This is a genomic window from Massilia paldalensis (genome assembly GCF_044901715.1).
Lineage (GTDB): Bacteria > Pseudomonadota > Gammaproteobacteria > Burkholderiales > Burkholderiaceae_D > Telluria > Telluria paldalensis.
In genome coordinates this window covers 789,052-804,098 of sequence record NZ_JBJCIU010000001.1, presented here as the reverse complement: position 1 = coordinate 804,098, position 15,047 = coordinate 789,052, and the positions used below count along the sequence as shown (strand labels likewise).

Below are 15,047 nucleotides of genomic sequence, written 5' to 3'. Positions count from 1 at the left end.
ACTCCGTTGATTCTCTAAATCTATTTATGTTGGTTGGATTCGGCACTGCGCAAACAGGCCTAAGCATAGCATTTTTGTTGCTCTACGGCGATAAAACCACGGTAAAAGCCTATTGCCCGGATCAAACGCGCAACGCCCGTCCTCCGTGCGCCGCCAGGTGCCCCAAAACCAGGCCCGGCAACGCCGTCAAACCGGCCACTTCGTGGGCGGCGCCGATGGCGATCGCCTCGCGCGGCATGCCGAACACGACACTCGACGCTTCATCCTGGGCGAAGTTGTAGGCGCCCGCATTTTTCATGTCCAGCATGCCTTGCGCGCCATCCTTGCCCATGCCGGTCAGGATAACACCGACCGCGTTCTTGCCGGCGGCTTGTGCAGCGGAACGGAACAACACGTCGACCGACGGGCGGTGGCGGTTGACGGGATCGGTCTGCTCGATGTGGGTCATGTAGTTGGCGCCGGAACGCTTGAGCAGCAGGTGCGAGTGGCCCGGCGCGATGTAGGCGTGGCCGGGCAGCACGCGTTCGTTGCCCTGGGCTTCCGTCACGCTGATCTTGCACAGCGAATCGAGGCGGCGCGCGAACGAGGTCGTGAACCCTTCCGGCATGTGCTGGGCGATCAGGATGCCCGGGCAGTCGGACGGCATCTGCATCAGGAATTCGCGGATCGCCTCGGTGCCGCCCGTGGAGGCGCCGATGATGATCAGCTTTTCCGACGATGTCAGGGGGCTGCGCAATTGCGGCAGCTGGGTGCCGGGGGTGGGCGCGTGCAGGGTGCGGGCCTTGACGCGGGCGCGCGCGGCGGCGCGGATTTTATCGGTGATCAATTCGGTGTACTCGCGCATGCCGGCCTGGATCGAGATCTTGGGCTTGGTGACGAAATCGACGGCGCCCAGTTCGAGGGCGCGCATGGTGATCTCGGAACCGCGTTCGGTCAGCGAGGACACCATCAGCACCGGCATCGGGCGCAGGCGCATCAGTTTTTCGAGGAAATCGAGGCCGTCCATCTTCGGCATCTCGACGTCCAGCGTGAGGACGTCGGGGTTGACCTTCTTGATCAGGTCGCGCGCCACGAGCGGGTCCGGCGCGACGCCCGCCACTTCCATGTCGGGCTGGGAGTTGACGATCTCGGACATCACGCTGCGGATCAGCGCGGAGTCGTCGACAATGACGACTTTGATCTTGTTGGCTGTCATGGTGTTTGTCTTTCTTGTCAGAACAGGTCGACGGCGCCGCCGACGGGCGCGACCTTGAGGCGGCTTGCATAGTCGAGTTCGCGCTTGGCGAGCGTCTCGTTATGGGTCTGCATCAGCTTCTTGACCAGCACCTTGCCCGTGCGCGGGAAGAAATACACCTTGCGCGGATAGATGTCGTTCAGGTCCTCGGCCAGCACCGGGATCCGTTCCGTCTTGAGGAATTGCTGCACGAAGGCGGCGTTGCGCTCGCCCACGTTCATGGCCGAGAAGCCGCGCAGCACGGCGCCGCCGCCGAACACCTTCGCTTCGAGGTGCTCGCGGCGGGCGCCGGCCTTGAGCAGGTCGTTGATCAGGACTTCCATCGCATACGTCCCGTAGCGCATCGACGCCGAGACGGGGTTGCCCGGCTCGCCGCCGTCCGGCAGCATGAAGTGGTTCATGCCGCCCAGGCCCTTGACGCGGTCGCGGATGCAGGCCGAGACGCAGGAGCCGAGCACGGTCACGATCAGCATGTCCTTCGACGTGTAGTAGTACTCGCCCGGCAGGATCTTGGCCGCTTCCGTGTCGAACGTGCGGTCGTAATAGATGTTGGTGGCGAACTGGCTGTTGCTGTGCATCGTCGCGCTCCGCTCAGCCCAGTTCATAGACCGTCTTGCCGCGCAGGCGCAGCGAGTCGGACACGTACAGGAAGTTCTCCGAGTGTCCCGCGAACAGCAGGGCATCGGGCTTCATCAGGGGCACGAAGCGCGACAGGATCTTGCGCTGCGTGGCCTTGTCGAAATAGATCATTACGTTGCGGCAGAAGATCGCATCGAACGGACCGCGCACGGGCCAGTCGTCCGACAGCAGGTTCAATTGGCGGAACGTGATCAGCTGGCGCAGTTCCGGGCGCACGCGCACCAGGCCCTCCTGGGCGCCCTTCCCCTTCAGGAAGAAGCGGCGCAGGCGGTCGGCCTCGAGCTTGTCGACGCGCTCCTGCGGATACACGCCGGCGCTTGCCGTGGCCAGCACGTTGGTGTCGATGTCGGTGGCGACGATGTTCACGGGCGGCGTGAGCGAGTTGAACGCCTCGCACAGCGTGATCGCGATCGAATACGGCTCTTCGCCGGTCGACGCGGCCGAGCACCACACAGTGAGCGGCTGGCCGGTCTGGCGCTTGACCTTCATCGCGTGCTCCGCCAGCAGCGGGAAGTGATGGGCTTCGCGGAAGAACGACGTCAGGTTCGTGGTCAGCGCGTTGACGAAGGATTCCCATTCGTCCGGCATGCGGTTCGCCTCGAGGTCGTCGAGATAGGTCGCGAACGAGGCGATGCCGGTGGCGCGCAGGCGCCGCGCCAGGCGGCTGTAGACCATTTCCTGCTTGCTGTCGGCCAGCGAGATGCCGGCGCGCTTGTAGATCAGGCCCCGCACGCGTTCGAAGTCGCTGCGGTGGAACTCGAATTCCTTGCCCGTTTCCTGCTTGTTCTGCTGTTTGCTCGTGAGCGCCACGTCTGTATCCTAAGGTTGTCTGGGTCTGCGGCCCGCTGCGCGGGCACGCTTGCGTCCCTGGCGCTGCCGCCTGCCTTATGCCGCCATGCGGTCGATGAGGCCCATTTCGCTGGACGACATCAGGCGATCGATGTCGATCAGGATCAGCATGCGCTCGTCGACGGTGCCGAGGCCCATCAGGTACTCGGAGTTGAAGGCGGTGCCCATTTCCGGGGCCGGCTTGATCTGGTCCGGGGTCAGGGTCGTGACGTCGGACACGCTGTCGACCACCATGCCCATGATACGCCCGCCGATGTTCAGGATGATGACGACGGTGAACTGGTCGTAGGTCGGCGTGCCGAGCTGGAACTTGATGCGCATGTCGACCACGGGGATGATGATGCCGCGCAGGTTGATCACGCCCTTGATGAACTCGGGGGCATTGGCGATGCGGGTCACCGCCTCGTAGCCGCGGATTTCCTGCACTTTCAGGATATCGATGCCGTATTCCTCGGAGCCGAGGGTGAAGGCGAGGTATTCGCTGCCGCTGCCGTCGTGGGTGTTGTTGGTATCGTTGGACATGTCGTTGTTCCTAGTCGGTATGGTTGTATGGCGTTTCAGGAAATGACGGCGTCGTCGGCCAGCTGGCGCGAGGAGCGCAGCAGCGCCGCGACGTCGAGGATCAGCGACACGCCGCCGTCGCCGAGGATGGTGGCGCCCGAGATCCCGGCGACCTTGCGGTAGTTCGCTTCCAGGTTCTTGACGACGACCTGCTGCTGGCCGACCAGTTCGTCGACGAACAGCGCGGCCTTGCGGCCTTCGGTTTCGAGGATCACCAGGATGCCTTCGCACGGGTCAGTGATGCGCGGTTCGATGTTGAACATCTGGTACAGCGGGATCAGGGGCAGGTATTCGCCGCGCACCTTGACCACGCGGCCCTGGCCCGCGACGTCCTTGACGTCGGCCCGTGCCGGCTGCAGCGATTCGACGACGAAGCCCAGCGGCAGGATATAGACCTCCTCGCCGCAGCGGATCGACATGCCGTCCAGGATCGCCAGCGTCAGCGGCAGCGAGATCAGGATCGTGGTGCCGAAGCCGCGCGCCGAGCGGATGTCGATGCTGCCGCCCAGCGCCGTGATGTTGCGCTTGACCACGTCCATGCCCACGCCGCGGCCGGACACGTCGGTGACGATGTCCGCCGTCGAGAAGCCCGGCGCGAAGATCAGCTGCCACACATCGGCATCCGCCATGTCGTCGGACACGGCCAGGCCGTTTTCCTTCGCCTTGGCCAGGATGCGTTCGCGATTCAGGCCGCCGCCGTCGTCGGCCACCTCGATCACGATATTGCCGCCCTGGTGGGCGGCGGACAGGAACAGGCGGCCGGACTCGGTCTTGCCGGCGGCGACGCGCGCGGCCGGCAGCTCGATGCCGTGGTCGATCGAATTGCGCACCAGGTGCGTGAGCGGATCGACGATGCGCTCGATCAGGCCTTTATCCAGTTCCGTGGCGGCGCCGTTGGTGATGAAGTCAACCTTCTTGCCGAGTTTTCCGGCCAGGTCGCGCACCATGCGCGGGAAGCGCGAGAACACGAAGTCCATCGGCATCATGCGGATCGACATCACGGCTTCCTGCAGGTCGCGCGTGTTGCGCGTCAGCTGGGACACGGACTGCAGCAGGCGCTGGTGCAGCATCGGATCGAGGTCGGTGCTGCGCTGCTCGATCATGGCCTGCGTGATCACCAGTTCGCCGACCAGGTTGATCAGCTGGTCGACCTTCTCGATCGAGACGCGGATCGAGCTCGATTCGGCGTGCGCATGGGCGGCGTCGGCCGCCTTCTTGGCGGCCTTCTTCTCGGCCGCGACGACTTCCTGGGCTTCCTGCGCCTCGGCGCGGGCTGCCGCCTGCTCCTGCCCTTCCGCGTCGGCGCCGATGCCGGCTTCGCGCCGGATCTGCTCGATCGGCTGGAAGAAGCCGTAGCCCAGCTCGTCCTCGGACGGGGCGGCGCCGGCCGGCGTATCGTCGGCCGGGTCGAAGAAGCCGTAGCCCTGCTCTTCCTCGATGCGGGCGCGTTCGGCCGCTTCCTTGGCGCGCTGCTCGGGCGTGAGCGGCGGCGCCTCGAAGATCTTCAGGTCTTCCGGGTCCAGCACGAAGGAGCAGATGGCGACGATGTCGTCCAGGCTCTCGTGCGTCATGATGATCAGGGCCGTGCGTCCGCCTTCGAGCGGCACCACCGAGACGCGGCCCAGCAGACCCAGCTCGTCGACCAGCGCGTCGATGTCGCGCTTGGCCAGGTCCGGCAATTCGATCTTGTAGCGGCGCGCGCCTTCGCTGACTTCCTGCTTCTGCTCCGCATGCAGGAAGGACGGCACGGTGGGCTGGTGGGCGGCGACGATGACGCCTTCGGACAGGTCGTGCAGCATCATGCGCACGTTGGCGACGGCTTCCTGGTCGACGTCTGCGCCGTTGCGGTGGCCGTCGAGCTGCATCTTGAGGATGTCCTTGGCGGCCAGGAAGGCGTCGAGGTGCTGCGCCGTCAGGCGCATCTCGCCCTTGCGGATGCGGTCGAGCAGCGACTCGAGGACGTGCGTCACCTCGCTCATGTCGTTCAGGCCGAAGGTCGATGCGCCGCCCTTGACCGAGTGCGCGGTGCGGAAGACGGCGTTCAAGTCTTCCGGGTCCGGTGCGGCGATATCGACGGCCAGCAGCAAACGTTCCATTTCGGCGAGCAGCTCTTCCGCTTCGTCGAAAAAGACCTGGTAAAACTGGCTGATGTCGATGGTCATGATGAATATCCGTTCAGTGCGGGCACGCGGCCGGCATCAACCGATGACTTTCTTGACCACCTCGATCAGGCGCTGCGGGTCGAACGGCTTGACCAGCCAGCCGTTGGCGCCGGCCGCGCGGCCCTTCTGCTTCATCTCGTCGGACGATTCCGTGGTGAGCATCAGGATCGGGGTCTTCTGGTAGCCCGGCAGGGCGCGCAGCGACTTGATCAGGGTGAGGCCGTCCATCTTCGGCATGTTCTGGTCGGTCAGGACCAGGTCGACGTTCTGCAGCTTCGCCTTGTCCAGGCCGTCCTGGCCGTCGACGGCTTCCACCACCTGGTAGCCGGCGGCCTTCAGGCTGAACGCCACCATCTGGCGCAGGGAACTCGAATCGTCGACCGCAAGAATCGTTTTTGCCATTATCGTTTGCTCCTAGAGGCTCAGCAGGGGTCGGCGTCCGGTTCTTCTTGTCGGGGACGCTGACCCCGGTTTTCATACGCGCCAGTCGCCTGGCCACTATTTCTTGTCAGGTGACGTCAGAACAGCTCGACGTCACCGCTTTCCAAATGCTTCTGTTCCACCGACTTGCGCAGCACGCTGCGCAGTTCCATCGACTGGATCGCCAGCGCCATGCTGACCTTGCCGAGCCGTTCGACGATCTCGTCGCTGTCGCTTTCCGGCAGGATGTCGGCGCCGTGCTCGCTCAGCGTGGTCAGGAAATCGCGCAGCCCCGTCACCCGGCGCAGCGTGCGGTCGAGCAGCTGGCTCGTCATGTCCTGGAACTGCATGCTGGTGATGGCCGTGTTCACGTGCTGGCCGATCTCGCCGGACATCGCGTTCAGGCGCGCGCTCTCGTCGGGCGTGGGGGCCTGGCCGGCCAGCAGCCGGTCGATCGTCGCCTGGTTCGCGTCGACGGCGCTGTGGATCGCCATGAAGCTGCTGGTCAGCTTGCCGACGGCCTCTTCCAGCAGCAGCGTGGTCTGCACGAGGTCGGTCTCGACCTCGCTCAGGTGACGCCGGCCGTGCGCGGAGACGCCCGACAGCAGGCGCTTTACGTGTGACCCGAGTATCTTTTTTCTTGTCATTTTTGTCATGAAGTCCTCCAGAACTTCCCGCGCTTATTTCTTGTCCGCCGTTGCCTCGGCCTGCGGCGCCAACCCGCCTCCGGTCGCTTCGGCCACCGCCTTGACGGCGGAATCGGCGTCGCCCGACACGTCCAGGCCGGTGCCGTCACGCAGCACGGCTTCCTCGGTGCGCTTGTTCATCACCAGGATGCTGATGCGGCGGTTGATCGGGTTGAACGGATCCTTGCGGTCAAGGTGCACTGCCGCGCCCAGGCCCACGACGCGCAGCACCTTCTCGTCGGACATGCCGCCACGCACCAGTTCGCGGCGCGAGGCATTCGCCCGGTCGGCCGACAATTCCCAGTTGCTGTAGCCGGACGCCGTCATGTAGGGCGTCGAATCCGTATGGCCGGACAGGCCGATGCGGTTCGGCACGTCGTTCAGCACGAGGCCCAGCACGTCGAGGATGTCACGCGTGTACGGCTGCAGCTCGGCGCTGCCGCCGGGGAACATCGGACGGTTCTTCTCGTCGACGATCTGGATGCGCAGGCCTTCCGTCGTGATGTCCAGCAGCAGCTGGTCCTTGTACTTGCGCAGCAGCGGGTTGGCGGTGATCGTCTGTTCGATGCGCTGCTTCAGCTGCTGCAGGCGCTGCTGCTCGGCCTGCTCGACGGCCGCCTTGGCTGCCTTCAGGTCCACGTTCTTCTTGTCCGCCACGACGTCGCCGCGCTTGACCTCGCCGTTACGGCGCGTCAGGTCCTGGCCGCCGCCCTGCAGGATCGAGGAACTCATGCCCGCGGCGCTGCCGCCCTGCATGGCGACCTTCAGCGGCGTCTTGAAGTATTCGGCGATGCCCTGCATGTCGCCCTTGGCGGTCGAGCCGAGCAGCCACATGAGCAGGAAGAACGCCATCATCGCCGTCACGAAGTCGGCATACGCGATCTTCCAGGCACCGCCGTGATGGCCGTGGCCGCCCTTCTTGATGCGCTTGACGATGATGGGCTTCTGGCCTTCGTCAGCCATGGAGGTCCTCCGCCCGTGCGATGCGCTTCATGACTTCCATGCGCTCCATTACTTCTTCGCCTTCTTGATGTGGTCTTCCAGTTCGGCGAACGTCGGACGCTCGGTCGAATACAGCACCTTGCGGCCGAATTCCACGGCCAGCGCCGGCGCATAGCCGTTCAGGCTGGCCAGCAGGGTCACCTTGATGGTCTGGAACATCTTGGTCGATTCTTCCAGCTTCTGTTCCAGCAGGCTCGCCAGCGGACCCACGAAACCGTAGGCCAGCAGGATGCCGAGGAAGGTACCGACCAGCGCGTGGGCGATCAGCATGCCCAGCTCGGCCGGCGGCGCGCCCACGGATTCCATCGTGTGGACCACGCCCATCACCGCCGCCACGATACCGAATGCCGGCAGGCCGTCACCCAGCTTCGCGATACAAGCGGCCGGGACATGGCCCTCATGATGGTGGGTCTCGATCTCATTGTCCATCAGGTTTTCGATCTGGAAGGCATCCATGTTGCCGGAAACCATCAGACGCAGGTAGTCGGTGATGAATTCGACCACGTGGTGGTCGGCCAGCACGGCCGGATATTTCGAGAAGATCGGGCTCTGTTCGGGGCTCTCGATGTCGCCTTCGATCGACATCAGGCCTTCCTTGCGCACCTTGGAAAGCACGTCGAACAGCAGCGACATCAGTTCCATGTACATGTCGCGCGTGTACTTGGAACCCTTGAACAGGCTGGGCAATGCCTTCATGGTGGCCTTGACGGCCTTCGGCGTATTGCCGACGAAGAAGGCGCCGACGGCGGCACCGCCGATCATCAGCACTTCCAGCGGCTGCATCAGCGCAGCCACGTGACCGCCGCTCAGGACGAAACCGCCGATGACGGATGCGACGACTATAACGTAACCAACAATGACAAACACGGGGCTCCCGAACTGATGAATCCGGGCAAGCCCGGCTCCCTGTTCAACGCAGGAAAAATTCGTTGAATCCAGAGAGAAATATTTACGTAGGGAACTAGATTAGCGGCAGAATGGCCGTGGGGCAAGTAAAACCGCCCGTTTGTGGTTCAAAAGTGCCAGAGATGTAGAATTTTTTTGCGATCAGTAGTTACAAAGCTACGATCTGGAGCACGTTCGGCAATGGCAAATTCATAACTGAGGAGCATGCTGCCCGGCCGCATCTCGGCGCTGGCCTTGCGCCACAGCGCGCTCATCGCGGCCGGCGACAGGTAGGCGAACACGACGTCGTAGTGACCGAAATTCAAGTTTTCGTAGTCCCCGCGCATGAATCGAGCGCGGCTGCCCGTCAGGCGCGCCCGCAGGCTGCTGGCAAGCCAGGGCAAGGGCGCCAGCTCGATGCCGCTGACGCCGCAGTCCGGACGACGCCGCGCCAAGTCCAGCACCAGCCCGCCCAGGCCGCTGCCGATGTCGATGACCTCCAGGGGCCGGTCGGGCAGTTGCGCGGCCACCGTGTCCCAGGCCGCCTGGCCGGACGGGTAGTACGGCACCTGGGTGCGGAACGTCGACCAGTACACGAGCAGGAGCAGTACGAACACGGCCAGGAAGGCGGCCGGCGGCAAGGCCAGCGTCTCGGCCGCCAGCCGTGCCAGCAGCACGCATGCGGGGAACAGCAGGGATATGGCACGCCACCAGGTGGCCAGCCCAAAGCGCCAGGACAGCAACGCGGCCCAGGCGCCCTGCACCAGCGCGACCGCCAGCCAGGCCCCCGCCCCCGTCCCGCCGTCCGCGCCGGGCAACACGCCGGCGCGGGCCAGCAGCCAGACGGCGGCGAGCGTGAGCGGAAACGCGAGGACCTGGGCCAGCAGCGCGCGCAACGCGGGCGCGCGCCAGATGCGGCGCGGGGCAGGCGCACTCATGCCCTGCCCCGCGGGGAGAGAGACGATCGGATCATGCGACCCGGTTGGGCACGGAAGTCAGGCAACGCGGTCGAGCGGCGGCATCGAACGGCAGCGTCAGGCAGCGGCGAGCGCCGCGTCCCTGGCCTTGCGCGTCTTGCCGGCGCGCGAAGGCATGTGGCACAGGCCGCACTGGTAGTCGTCGTTCAGGTCGAGCGCGTTGACGACGAACTTGCCCTGGCACTTCGAGCATGGGGCCAGCACGAGCATATTGCCCTGGAAGAAACGCACGAGGGTCCAGGCGCGGGTCAGCGACAGCACCGGTTCCTCGTTCGGCGCCGGCGGCATCTGTTCCAGGTACAGGCGGTACGCCTTCATGATGGCCTGGATGCCGGTAGCGCCCGCGTGCTCGACGAGGAACTTGTAGATATTGATATACAGCGAGGAGTGGATGTTCGGCTGCCAGGTCAGGAACCAGTCGGTCGAGAACGGCAGCATGCCCTTCGGCGGCGACACGCCCTTCAATTCCTTGTACAGCTTGATCAGGCGCTCGCGCGACAGCGAGACTTCGCTTTCCAGCAACTGCAGGCGGGCGCCCAGCTGGATCAGTTCGATGGCCAGCTGGATTTCCTGGGCTTCCGAGACGACGCTTTTCTTGGTCATTTGTATGCGCTCCTGCTGCTGGTGTCCAAACACGGCGTGGCCGTGGCTGTGACAGACAGAAAATTAGGCGATCTCTTCGGCCGGCTGGCCAGCCATCAGGATGGCGGCGTGCGACTGGGCCAGGGCGCGGTCCTTGCTGTGGCTGGTCAGCATGGACAGGATGGCGCTGTCGTCGAAGCGGAAGCGGGCCAGCATCATGTTGCCGCCGGCGAGTTTCAGAATCTGGGCGTTGCTCATGCCCTCGATCAGGTCGGCGATGTCCGCCGAGATACCCAGGCGGAAGATCGCAGTGACCTTGTCCGCACGGATCATTTGCTGGGCCAGCATCAGGTAGCTCAGGTTGGCGTCCCGGATTTCAGCCATCATGTCGTTCGCAGTCATGTTTCTCTCCCTCTCGTCTATCTCTTTGGCGTTTATGTGTTGCCGTTGAGATAGATTCTGACCCTGGAGAAACATTTCAGGAATCGGCGGATGTCTGTATTTTTCGTCCGCAAAAGACGACAGGACTCGTAGGAGTTTGTCTGACAAACTCCTAGGAATCCTATGTATTTCCTCGTGAAAACAAGGGCTTGCAACTTGTAAAAACTGGTGGAGCGGAGGCTCCCGACGCCCTCGACACACTGCGCATGTGTTGGTTTACGTCAACGGTTTCGAGAACTTTAGGGTTCCTTGAAAAAATTTTTCTGTCCCTGAAGCATCTCTCGAGCACGTCTTCAATGAGGTTATCGGCCCGGCCCCTGCAAACTTTAGGGTATCGGCAAACTTTTTTTGACATCGTTGCCGGCCACCTGGCCCATTACTGCTCATCTGGGTTGGTTAGCGGCAGGGTTTTGGAGAACTTTAGGGGTTTTCCGAAAAAAATTTTAAAAAATTTTTGCCCTCCCCCATGCGACGAGCATAAAGGGGTTTACCCGCTGTTTTTCTTGCTACACTCCACGCGTTCGCCGACCCGGTGAACGATGAATAATGGACAACATGCCCGATCCGGCCGTCCGCTTCGCAAGGAACCCCGATGACCCTCGCCCCCTCTTCCGCCGACACGCGCGCGGCCTGCCTGGCGCGCGATGCCGCCGACCCGCTGGCGCCACTGCGCGACCGTTTCGATTTGCCTGACGGCGTTATCTATTTGGATGGCAACTCGCTTGGCGCCCGTCCGCGCGCCGCGCTCGACCGTGCCCGCGACGTCGTGGCGCGCGAATGGGGCCAGGACCTGATCCGCAGCTGGAACAGTGCCGGCTGGTTCGACCTGCCGAAGCGTCTCGGCGACCGCCTCGCGCCCCTGGTCGGCGCCCGCCCCGGCGAGATCGTCGTGACCGATACCACCTCGCTGAACCTGTTCAAGGCGCTGGCCGCCGCGCTGGCGATCCAGCAGGACCGCGATCCCCAGCGCAAGGTCATCGTGACGGAGCGCAGCAATTTCCCGACTGATATCTATATGGCCGACGGCCTGGCCCGCTGGCTCGACCGCGGCTACGAGCTGTTACTGGTCGATTCGCCGGAGGAACTGGACGCCGCCATCGACGCCCGTTGCGCCGTGCTGATGCTCACCCACGTCAATTACCGCACCGGCCGCCAGCACGACATGGCGGCGCTGACGCGCCTGGCGCATGCGCGCGGGGCCCTCGTCCTGTGGGACCTGGCCCATTCGGCCGGTGCGGTGCCCGTCGACCTGCACGCGGCCGACGCCGACTTCGCCGTCGGCTGCACCTATAAATACCTGAACGGCGGCCCGGGCGCCCCCGCCTTCATCTGGGTGCCGGAGCGGCACCAGGCCGCGTTCCGCCATCCGCTGACGGGCTGGTGGAGCCATGCCAAGCCCTTCGCCATGTCGCACGGCTTCGCCGCCGCCGAGGGCATCGGACGCGCCTTGTGCGGCACCCAGCCCGTGGTCTCGCTCGCGCTCGTCGAGTGCGGCCTGGAGGTCTTCGAGCAGACCGACATGGCGGCGCTGCGCGCCAAGTCGCTGGCGCTGACGGACCTGTTCATCGCCCTGGTGGAAAGCCGCTGCGCCCGCCACCCGCTGGGGCTGGTGACGCCGCGCGCGCATGACGCGCGCGGCAGCCAGGTCAGCTTCACGCATCCGCACGGCTATGCGGTGATGCAGGCGCTGATCGAGCGCGGCGTGATCGGCGACTACCGCGAGCCCGAGATCATGCGCTTCGGCTTCACGCCCCTGTACACCCGCTTCGTCGACGTGTGGGATGCCGTCGAGATCCTGCGCGACATCCTCGACCGCGAAGCCTACGATGCCGCCGCCGCGCGCGGCGCCGTGACCTGAGGAGCCGCCATGAGCACCCACATCGACAAGGACGATCGGACAAACCTCGCCGGCGGCAGCCACCCGGGCGAGCACCGGGACAAACGCGCAGGCGGCCACCGCGACGGCGGCGGCAAGCCGGGCGCGTGGCACGGCGCCCAGATGGATTTCAGCCGCAGCATGAGCTACGGCGACTACCTGGGCCTGGAGCAGATCCTGTCGGCCCAGCACCCGCGTTCGCCGGACCACAACGAGATGCTGTTCATCGTCCAGCACCAGACCAGCGAGCTGTGGATCAAGCTGATGCTGCACGAACTGCAGGCCGTGCGCCGCCATATCCGCGCCGACGACCTGCAGCCCGCCTTCAAGATGCTGGCGCGGGTGGCCCGCATCATGGACCAATTGGTGCATGCCTGGGACGTGCTGGCGACCATGACCCCGCCGGAATACAGCGCGATCCGTCCCTACCTGGCGTCGTCCTCGGGCTTCCAGTCCTTCCAGTACCGCGAACTGGAATTCATTCTGGGCAACAAGAACCCCGCCATGCTGGCCGTGCACGAAGCCGTGCCCGAGCAGCACGCGCTGCTGCAGCAGGAATTGCAGGCGCCGTCGATCTACGACGAGGCAATCCGCCTGCTGGCCCGTTCCGGCCTGAAGGCGGCCATCGCCCCCGAACGCCTGGCCGCCGACCCGACCTGGCCGACCGTCCACGACGATTCCGTACTGGCGGCCTGGCTCGAGGTCTACCGCGACCCGGAGCAGCATTGGGCGCTGTACGAACTGGCCGAGAAGCTCGTCGACATGGAGACGGCGTTCCGCTTCTGGCGTTTCCGCCACGTCTCCACGGTCGAGCGCATCATCGGCTTCAAGACGGGCACGGGCGGCACGGCCGGGGTCAGCTACCTGCGCAAGATGCTCGACGTGGTGCTGTTCCCCGAACTGTTCGCCCTGCGTACCGCCTTGTGAGGACGAGCAGGCCCAGGCCTGCCGCCAGCATGGGCACGGTGCCGGGTTCTGGCACCGCCGAGACGAGGTCGAGCCGCACGGCGTAGCAGGTGCCGGCCATGCAGGCCGTGCCGGCGATCTGCTGCGCGTCGTTGATGCCGCGCGCGTCGACGATGGTCCAGTCGGACAGCGGGTCGATCAACGTATCCAGCGCCACCATGGCGTCGTCCGCATACAGGAAGGCCAGGTTGCTGCCGAACGAGCGGCCGACCACCTGGCTCAGGTTGTTGATGTCGAAGGCCTCGGCATAGCCGTCGCCGGGCAGCGTGCCGAGGTCCTGCACCGTGCCGCCGGAATACAGGAAGGCGTGGTCGATCATCAGGGTGTCGGTGGCGGAGACGCCCACCACTTCGCCCAGGTCGTTGATGCCGCGCGCCTCGCTGAACTGGCCGCCGAAGGTGCCCAGGTCGGTCAGCGTACCGCTGCAGCAGCGCACGAAGGCGTGGTACGGCGGCTCGGGCGGCGTGTAGTCGCCCGCGCTGGAGCCGCCGGCGATCTTGCCGGTGTCGCTGATCGCCCAGGCATAGCTGTAGAATTCGCCGGACGACGGCAGCGTGCCCAGGTTCTGCATCGTCCCGCCCGCATACAGGAAGGCGCGCGGACCGGCCGCGGCCGTGCCGGCGCTGCCGACGATCTGGCCGGCATTGTTGACGGCGGTGGCGAAGCCGGTCGTCCCGCCCAGCGTGCCCAGGTCGGACATGGTGCCGCCGGCATAGCTGAACGGGCGCTGGTCGCCGGCCAGGTTCTCGGCGCCGCCCACGACCAGGCCCGCATCGTTGATGCCATAGGCCAGGCTGTTGGTGCCGCCCAGCGTGCCCAGGTCGAGCGTGGCCACGCCGTCGTACAGGAAGGCGTGGTTGCCGCCCACGGTGGCGAGCGCGCCGACCACCTGGCCGCTGCCGTTGAGGCCGTACGCGGCGCTGCCGGCATTGCCGACGACCGTGACGGTGTACACCGGGTCCGCCTGTGCCTGCAGCGCGAGGCAGCAGGCCGCGACGCCCGTCAGGCGGGCAAGATGGCGTGGCAAGAACATTTTCACCTCCTCGAATGGCGCGGCGGCGCGCTCTGGCGACGGTTTCCGCCGACTTGGTTTTCCGATAAGATGCGCATGGTGGGGGGTGACGGCTCAAGGATAGCCACCCACCACGCATGACGGATGAGCGGGGTCAAACGGATACGCCCGCAGCCGCAGCAACGCTCAGCCAACGGAGAACCAATGAAGTGCGACATCCTGATCGTGTCCGGCCTGTGGAATTCGGGCCCGGAACACTGGCAGACCCACTGGGAACGCAAGTACCGCAAATGGACGCGCGTATCCCATCGCGACTGGAACAATCCCGACCGCGACGAATGGGTGGCCGAACTGGATGCCGCCATCGCCGCCTGCCAGGGCCGGCCGATCCTCGTCGCCCATAGCCTGGGCTGCATGCTGGTGGCGCAATGGGCGCAGTCCGGCTCGCCGCTGAAGGCGGCCGGCGCCTTCCTGGTCGCCCCGAGCGACACGGAAGCGGCCTCCTACCCAATCGACCCCAACGATTTCCGCCCGGTCCCGCTGGCGCCGCTGCCCTTCCCGTCGATCGTCGTGGCGAGCGCCAACGACGAGTACGCGCACATCGCGCGCTCGCGCGCCTTCGCCGGAGCCTGGGGCAGCGAGCTGGTGGAGATCGGCGACGCCGGCCACATCAATGCCGACAGCGGCTACGGACCGTGGCCCGAAGGCGAGGCCCTGCTGGAAGCGTTCTGCCGCGACCTGCATCCCTGAGCCGC

At 65.2% G+C, this 15,047-nt stretch carries 16 protein-coding genes; 3 read left to right on the top strand and 13 right to left on the bottom strand.

All coding sequences use genetic code 11. From position 1 onward, the window contains the following. Nucleotides 1–121 precede the first annotated feature (121 nt). The 12 genes from ACI1V7_RS03630 to flhD form a co-directional block, all read right to left on the bottom strand. Complete coding sequence (locus ACI1V7_RS03630) at nt 122–1,195, bottom strand: protein-glutamate methylesterase/protein-glutamine glutaminase (protein WP_404530397.1); 1,074 nt, start codon at nt 1,193–1,195, stop codon at nt 122–124. Nucleotides 1,196–1,212: 17 nt separating this feature from the next. Next, entirely contained in the window at nt 1,213–1,812 is a 600-nt protein-coding gene (cheD, locus tag ACI1V7_RS03625) for a chemoreceptor glutamine deamidase CheD (protein ID WP_404530396.1), read from the bottom strand. Between the two features lie 13 nt (nt 1,813–1,825). Continuing rightward, nucleotides 1,826–2,683: a CheR family methyltransferase gene (locus ACI1V7_RS03620; protein ID WP_404530395.1), complete on the bottom strand. Its 858-nt coding sequence runs from the start codon at nt 2,681–2,683 to the stop codon at nt 1,826–1,828. Between the two features lie 75 nt (nt 2,684–2,758). Further along, a complete protein-coding gene (locus ACI1V7_RS03615) occupies nt 2,759–3,244 on the bottom strand; it encodes a chemotaxis protein CheW (RefSeq protein ID WP_404530394.1) in 486 nt (161 codons plus the stop codon). A 35-nt stretch (nt 3,245–3,279) separates the two neighbouring features. Beyond that, nucleotides 3,280–5,445 carry a chemotaxis protein CheA gene (gene cheA / locus ACI1V7_RS03610; protein WP_404530393.1) on the bottom strand — a complete coding sequence of 722 codons (2,166 nt, stop codon included), beginning with the start codon at nt 5,443–5,445 and terminating at the stop codon, nt 3,280–3,282. A gap of 36 nt (nt 5,446–5,481) precedes the next feature. Next, nucleotides 5,482–5,847 (bottom strand): response regulator, encoded by a 366-nt coding sequence (locus ACI1V7_RS03605; protein WP_404530392.1) that lies wholly within the window; start codon nt 5,845–5,847, stop codon nt 5,482–5,484. A gap of 116 nt (nt 5,848–5,963) precedes the next feature. Continuing rightward, a complete protein-coding gene (locus tag ACI1V7_RS03600; RefSeq protein WP_404531533.1) occupies nt 5,964–6,512 on the bottom strand; it encodes a chemotaxis protein in 549 nt (182 codons plus the stop codon). A gap of 33 nt (nt 6,513–6,545) precedes the next feature. Further along, the gene (gene motB, locus ACI1V7_RS03595) at nt 6,546–7,514 is read right to left on the bottom strand and encodes a flagellar motor protein MotB (protein WP_404530391.1); all 969 of its coding nucleotides are present in this window, start codon (nt 7,512–7,514) and stop codon (nt 6,546–6,548) included. 48 nt (nt 7,515–7,562) lie between these two features. After that, entirely contained in the window at nt 7,563–8,420 is an 858-nt protein-coding gene (gene motA / locus ACI1V7_RS03590) for a flagellar motor stator protein MotA (protein ID WP_314544114.1), read from the bottom strand. 146 nt (nt 8,421–8,566) lie between these two features. Next, nucleotides 8,567–9,376, bottom strand: a complete 810-nt coding sequence (locus tag ACI1V7_RS03585; protein ID WP_404530390.1) for a class I SAM-dependent methyltransferase — start codon at nt 9,374–9,376, stop codon at nt 8,567–8,569. Nucleotides 9,377–9,472: 96 nt separating this feature from the next. Further along, nucleotides 9,473–10,018, bottom strand: coding sequence for a flagellar transcriptional regulator FlhC (gene flhC, locus ACI1V7_RS03580; RefSeq protein ID WP_404530389.1), 546 nt, complete (start codon nt 10,016–10,018; stop codon nt 9,473–9,475). Nucleotides 10,019–10,081: 63 nt separating this feature from the next. After that, nucleotides 10,082–10,399, bottom strand: a complete 318-nt coding sequence (flhD, locus tag ACI1V7_RS03575) for a flagellar transcriptional regulator FlhD (protein WP_290411366.1) — start codon at nt 10,397–10,399, stop codon at nt 10,082–10,084. 631 nt (nt 10,400–11,030) lie between these two features. On the opposite strand from flhD, the gene kynU reads away from it, so the two are divergent. Further along, nucleotides 11,031–12,296 (top strand): kynureninase, encoded by a 1,266-nt coding sequence (gene kynU / locus ACI1V7_RS03570; protein ID WP_404530388.1) that lies wholly within the window; start codon nt 11,031–11,033, stop codon nt 12,294–12,296. A 141-nt stretch (nt 12,297–12,437) separates the two neighbouring features. Further along, nucleotides 12,438–13,241 carry a tryptophan 2,3-dioxygenase gene (kynA, locus tag ACI1V7_RS03565; protein WP_404531532.1) on the top strand — a complete coding sequence of 268 codons (804 nt, stop codon included), beginning with the start codon at nt 12,438–12,440 and terminating at the stop codon, nt 13,239–13,241. On the opposite strand, the gene ACI1V7_RS03560 is transcribed toward kynA, so the two are convergent. Beyond that, the gene (locus tag ACI1V7_RS03560) at nt 13,171–14,313 is read right to left on the bottom strand and encodes a PEP-CTERM sorting domain-containing protein (RefSeq protein WP_404530387.1); all 1,143 of its coding nucleotides are present in this window, start codon (nt 14,311–14,313) and stop codon (nt 13,171–13,173) included. The two genes, kynA and ACI1V7_RS03560, sit on opposite strands and share 71 nt — an antisense overlap. A 183-nt stretch (nt 14,314–14,496) precedes the next feature. On the opposite strand from ACI1V7_RS03560, the gene ACI1V7_RS03555 reads away from it, so the two are divergent. After that, a complete protein-coding gene (locus tag ACI1V7_RS03555; RefSeq protein WP_404530386.1) occupies nt 14,497–15,042 on the top strand; it encodes an RBBP9/YdeN family alpha/beta hydrolase in 546 nt (181 codons plus the stop codon). Nucleotides 15,043–15,047: the final 5 nt, after the last annotated feature.

Excerpts from the sequence above, each read along its gene's own strand:
- ACI1V7_RS03630 (WP_404530397.1), bottom strand. The coding sequence starts at position 1,195 with ATGACAGCCAACAAGATCAAAGTCGTCATTGTCGACGACTCCGCGCTG.
- cheD (WP_404530396.1), bottom strand. The coding sequence starts at position 1,812 with ATGCACAGCAACAGCCAGTTCGCCACCAACATCTATTACGACCGCACG.
- ACI1V7_RS03615 (WP_404530394.1), bottom strand. The coding sequence starts at position 3,244 with ATGTCCAACGATACCAACAACACCCACGACGGCAGCGGCAGCGAATAC.
- cheA (WP_404530393.1), bottom strand. The coding sequence starts at position 5,445 with ATGACCATCGACATCAGCCAGTTTTACCAGGTCTTTTTCGACGAAGCG.
- ACI1V7_RS03605 (WP_404530392.1), bottom strand. The coding sequence starts at position 5,847 with ATGGCAAAAACGATTCTTGCGGTCGACGATTCGAGTTCCCTGCGCCAG.
- ACI1V7_RS03600 (WP_404531533.1), bottom strand. The coding sequence starts at position 6,512 with ATGACAAGAAAAAAGATACTCGGGTCACACGTAAAGCGCCTGCTGTCG.
- motB (WP_404530391.1), bottom strand. The coding sequence starts at position 7,514 with ATGGCTGACGAAGGCCAGAAGCCCATCATCGTCAAGCGCATCAAGAAG.
- ACI1V7_RS03585 (WP_404530390.1), bottom strand. The coding sequence starts at position 9,376 with ATGAGTGCGCCTGCCCCGCGCCGCATCTGGCGCGCGCCCGCGTTGCGC.
- flhC (WP_404530389.1), bottom strand. The coding sequence starts at position 10,018 with ATGACCAAGAAAAGCGTCGTCTCGGAAGCCCAGGAAATCCAGCTGGCC.
- flhD (WP_290411366.1), bottom strand. The coding sequence starts at position 10,399 with ATGACTGCGAACGACATGATGGCTGAAATCCGGGACGCCAACCTGAGC.
- kynU (WP_404530388.1), top strand. The coding sequence starts at position 11,031 with ATGACCCTCGCCCCCTCTTCCGCCGACACGCGCGCGGCCTGCCTGGCG.
- kynA (WP_404531532.1), top strand. The coding sequence starts at position 12,438 with ATGGATTTCAGCCGCAGCATGAGCTACGGCGACTACCTGGGCCTGGAG.
- ACI1V7_RS03560 (WP_404530387.1), bottom strand. The coding sequence starts at position 14,313 with ATGTTCTTGCCACGCCATCTTGCCCGCCTGACGGGCGTCGCGGCCTGC.
- ACI1V7_RS03555 (WP_404530386.1), top strand. The coding sequence starts at position 14,497 with ATGAAGTGCGACATCCTGATCGTGTCCGGCCTGTGGAATTCGGGCCCG.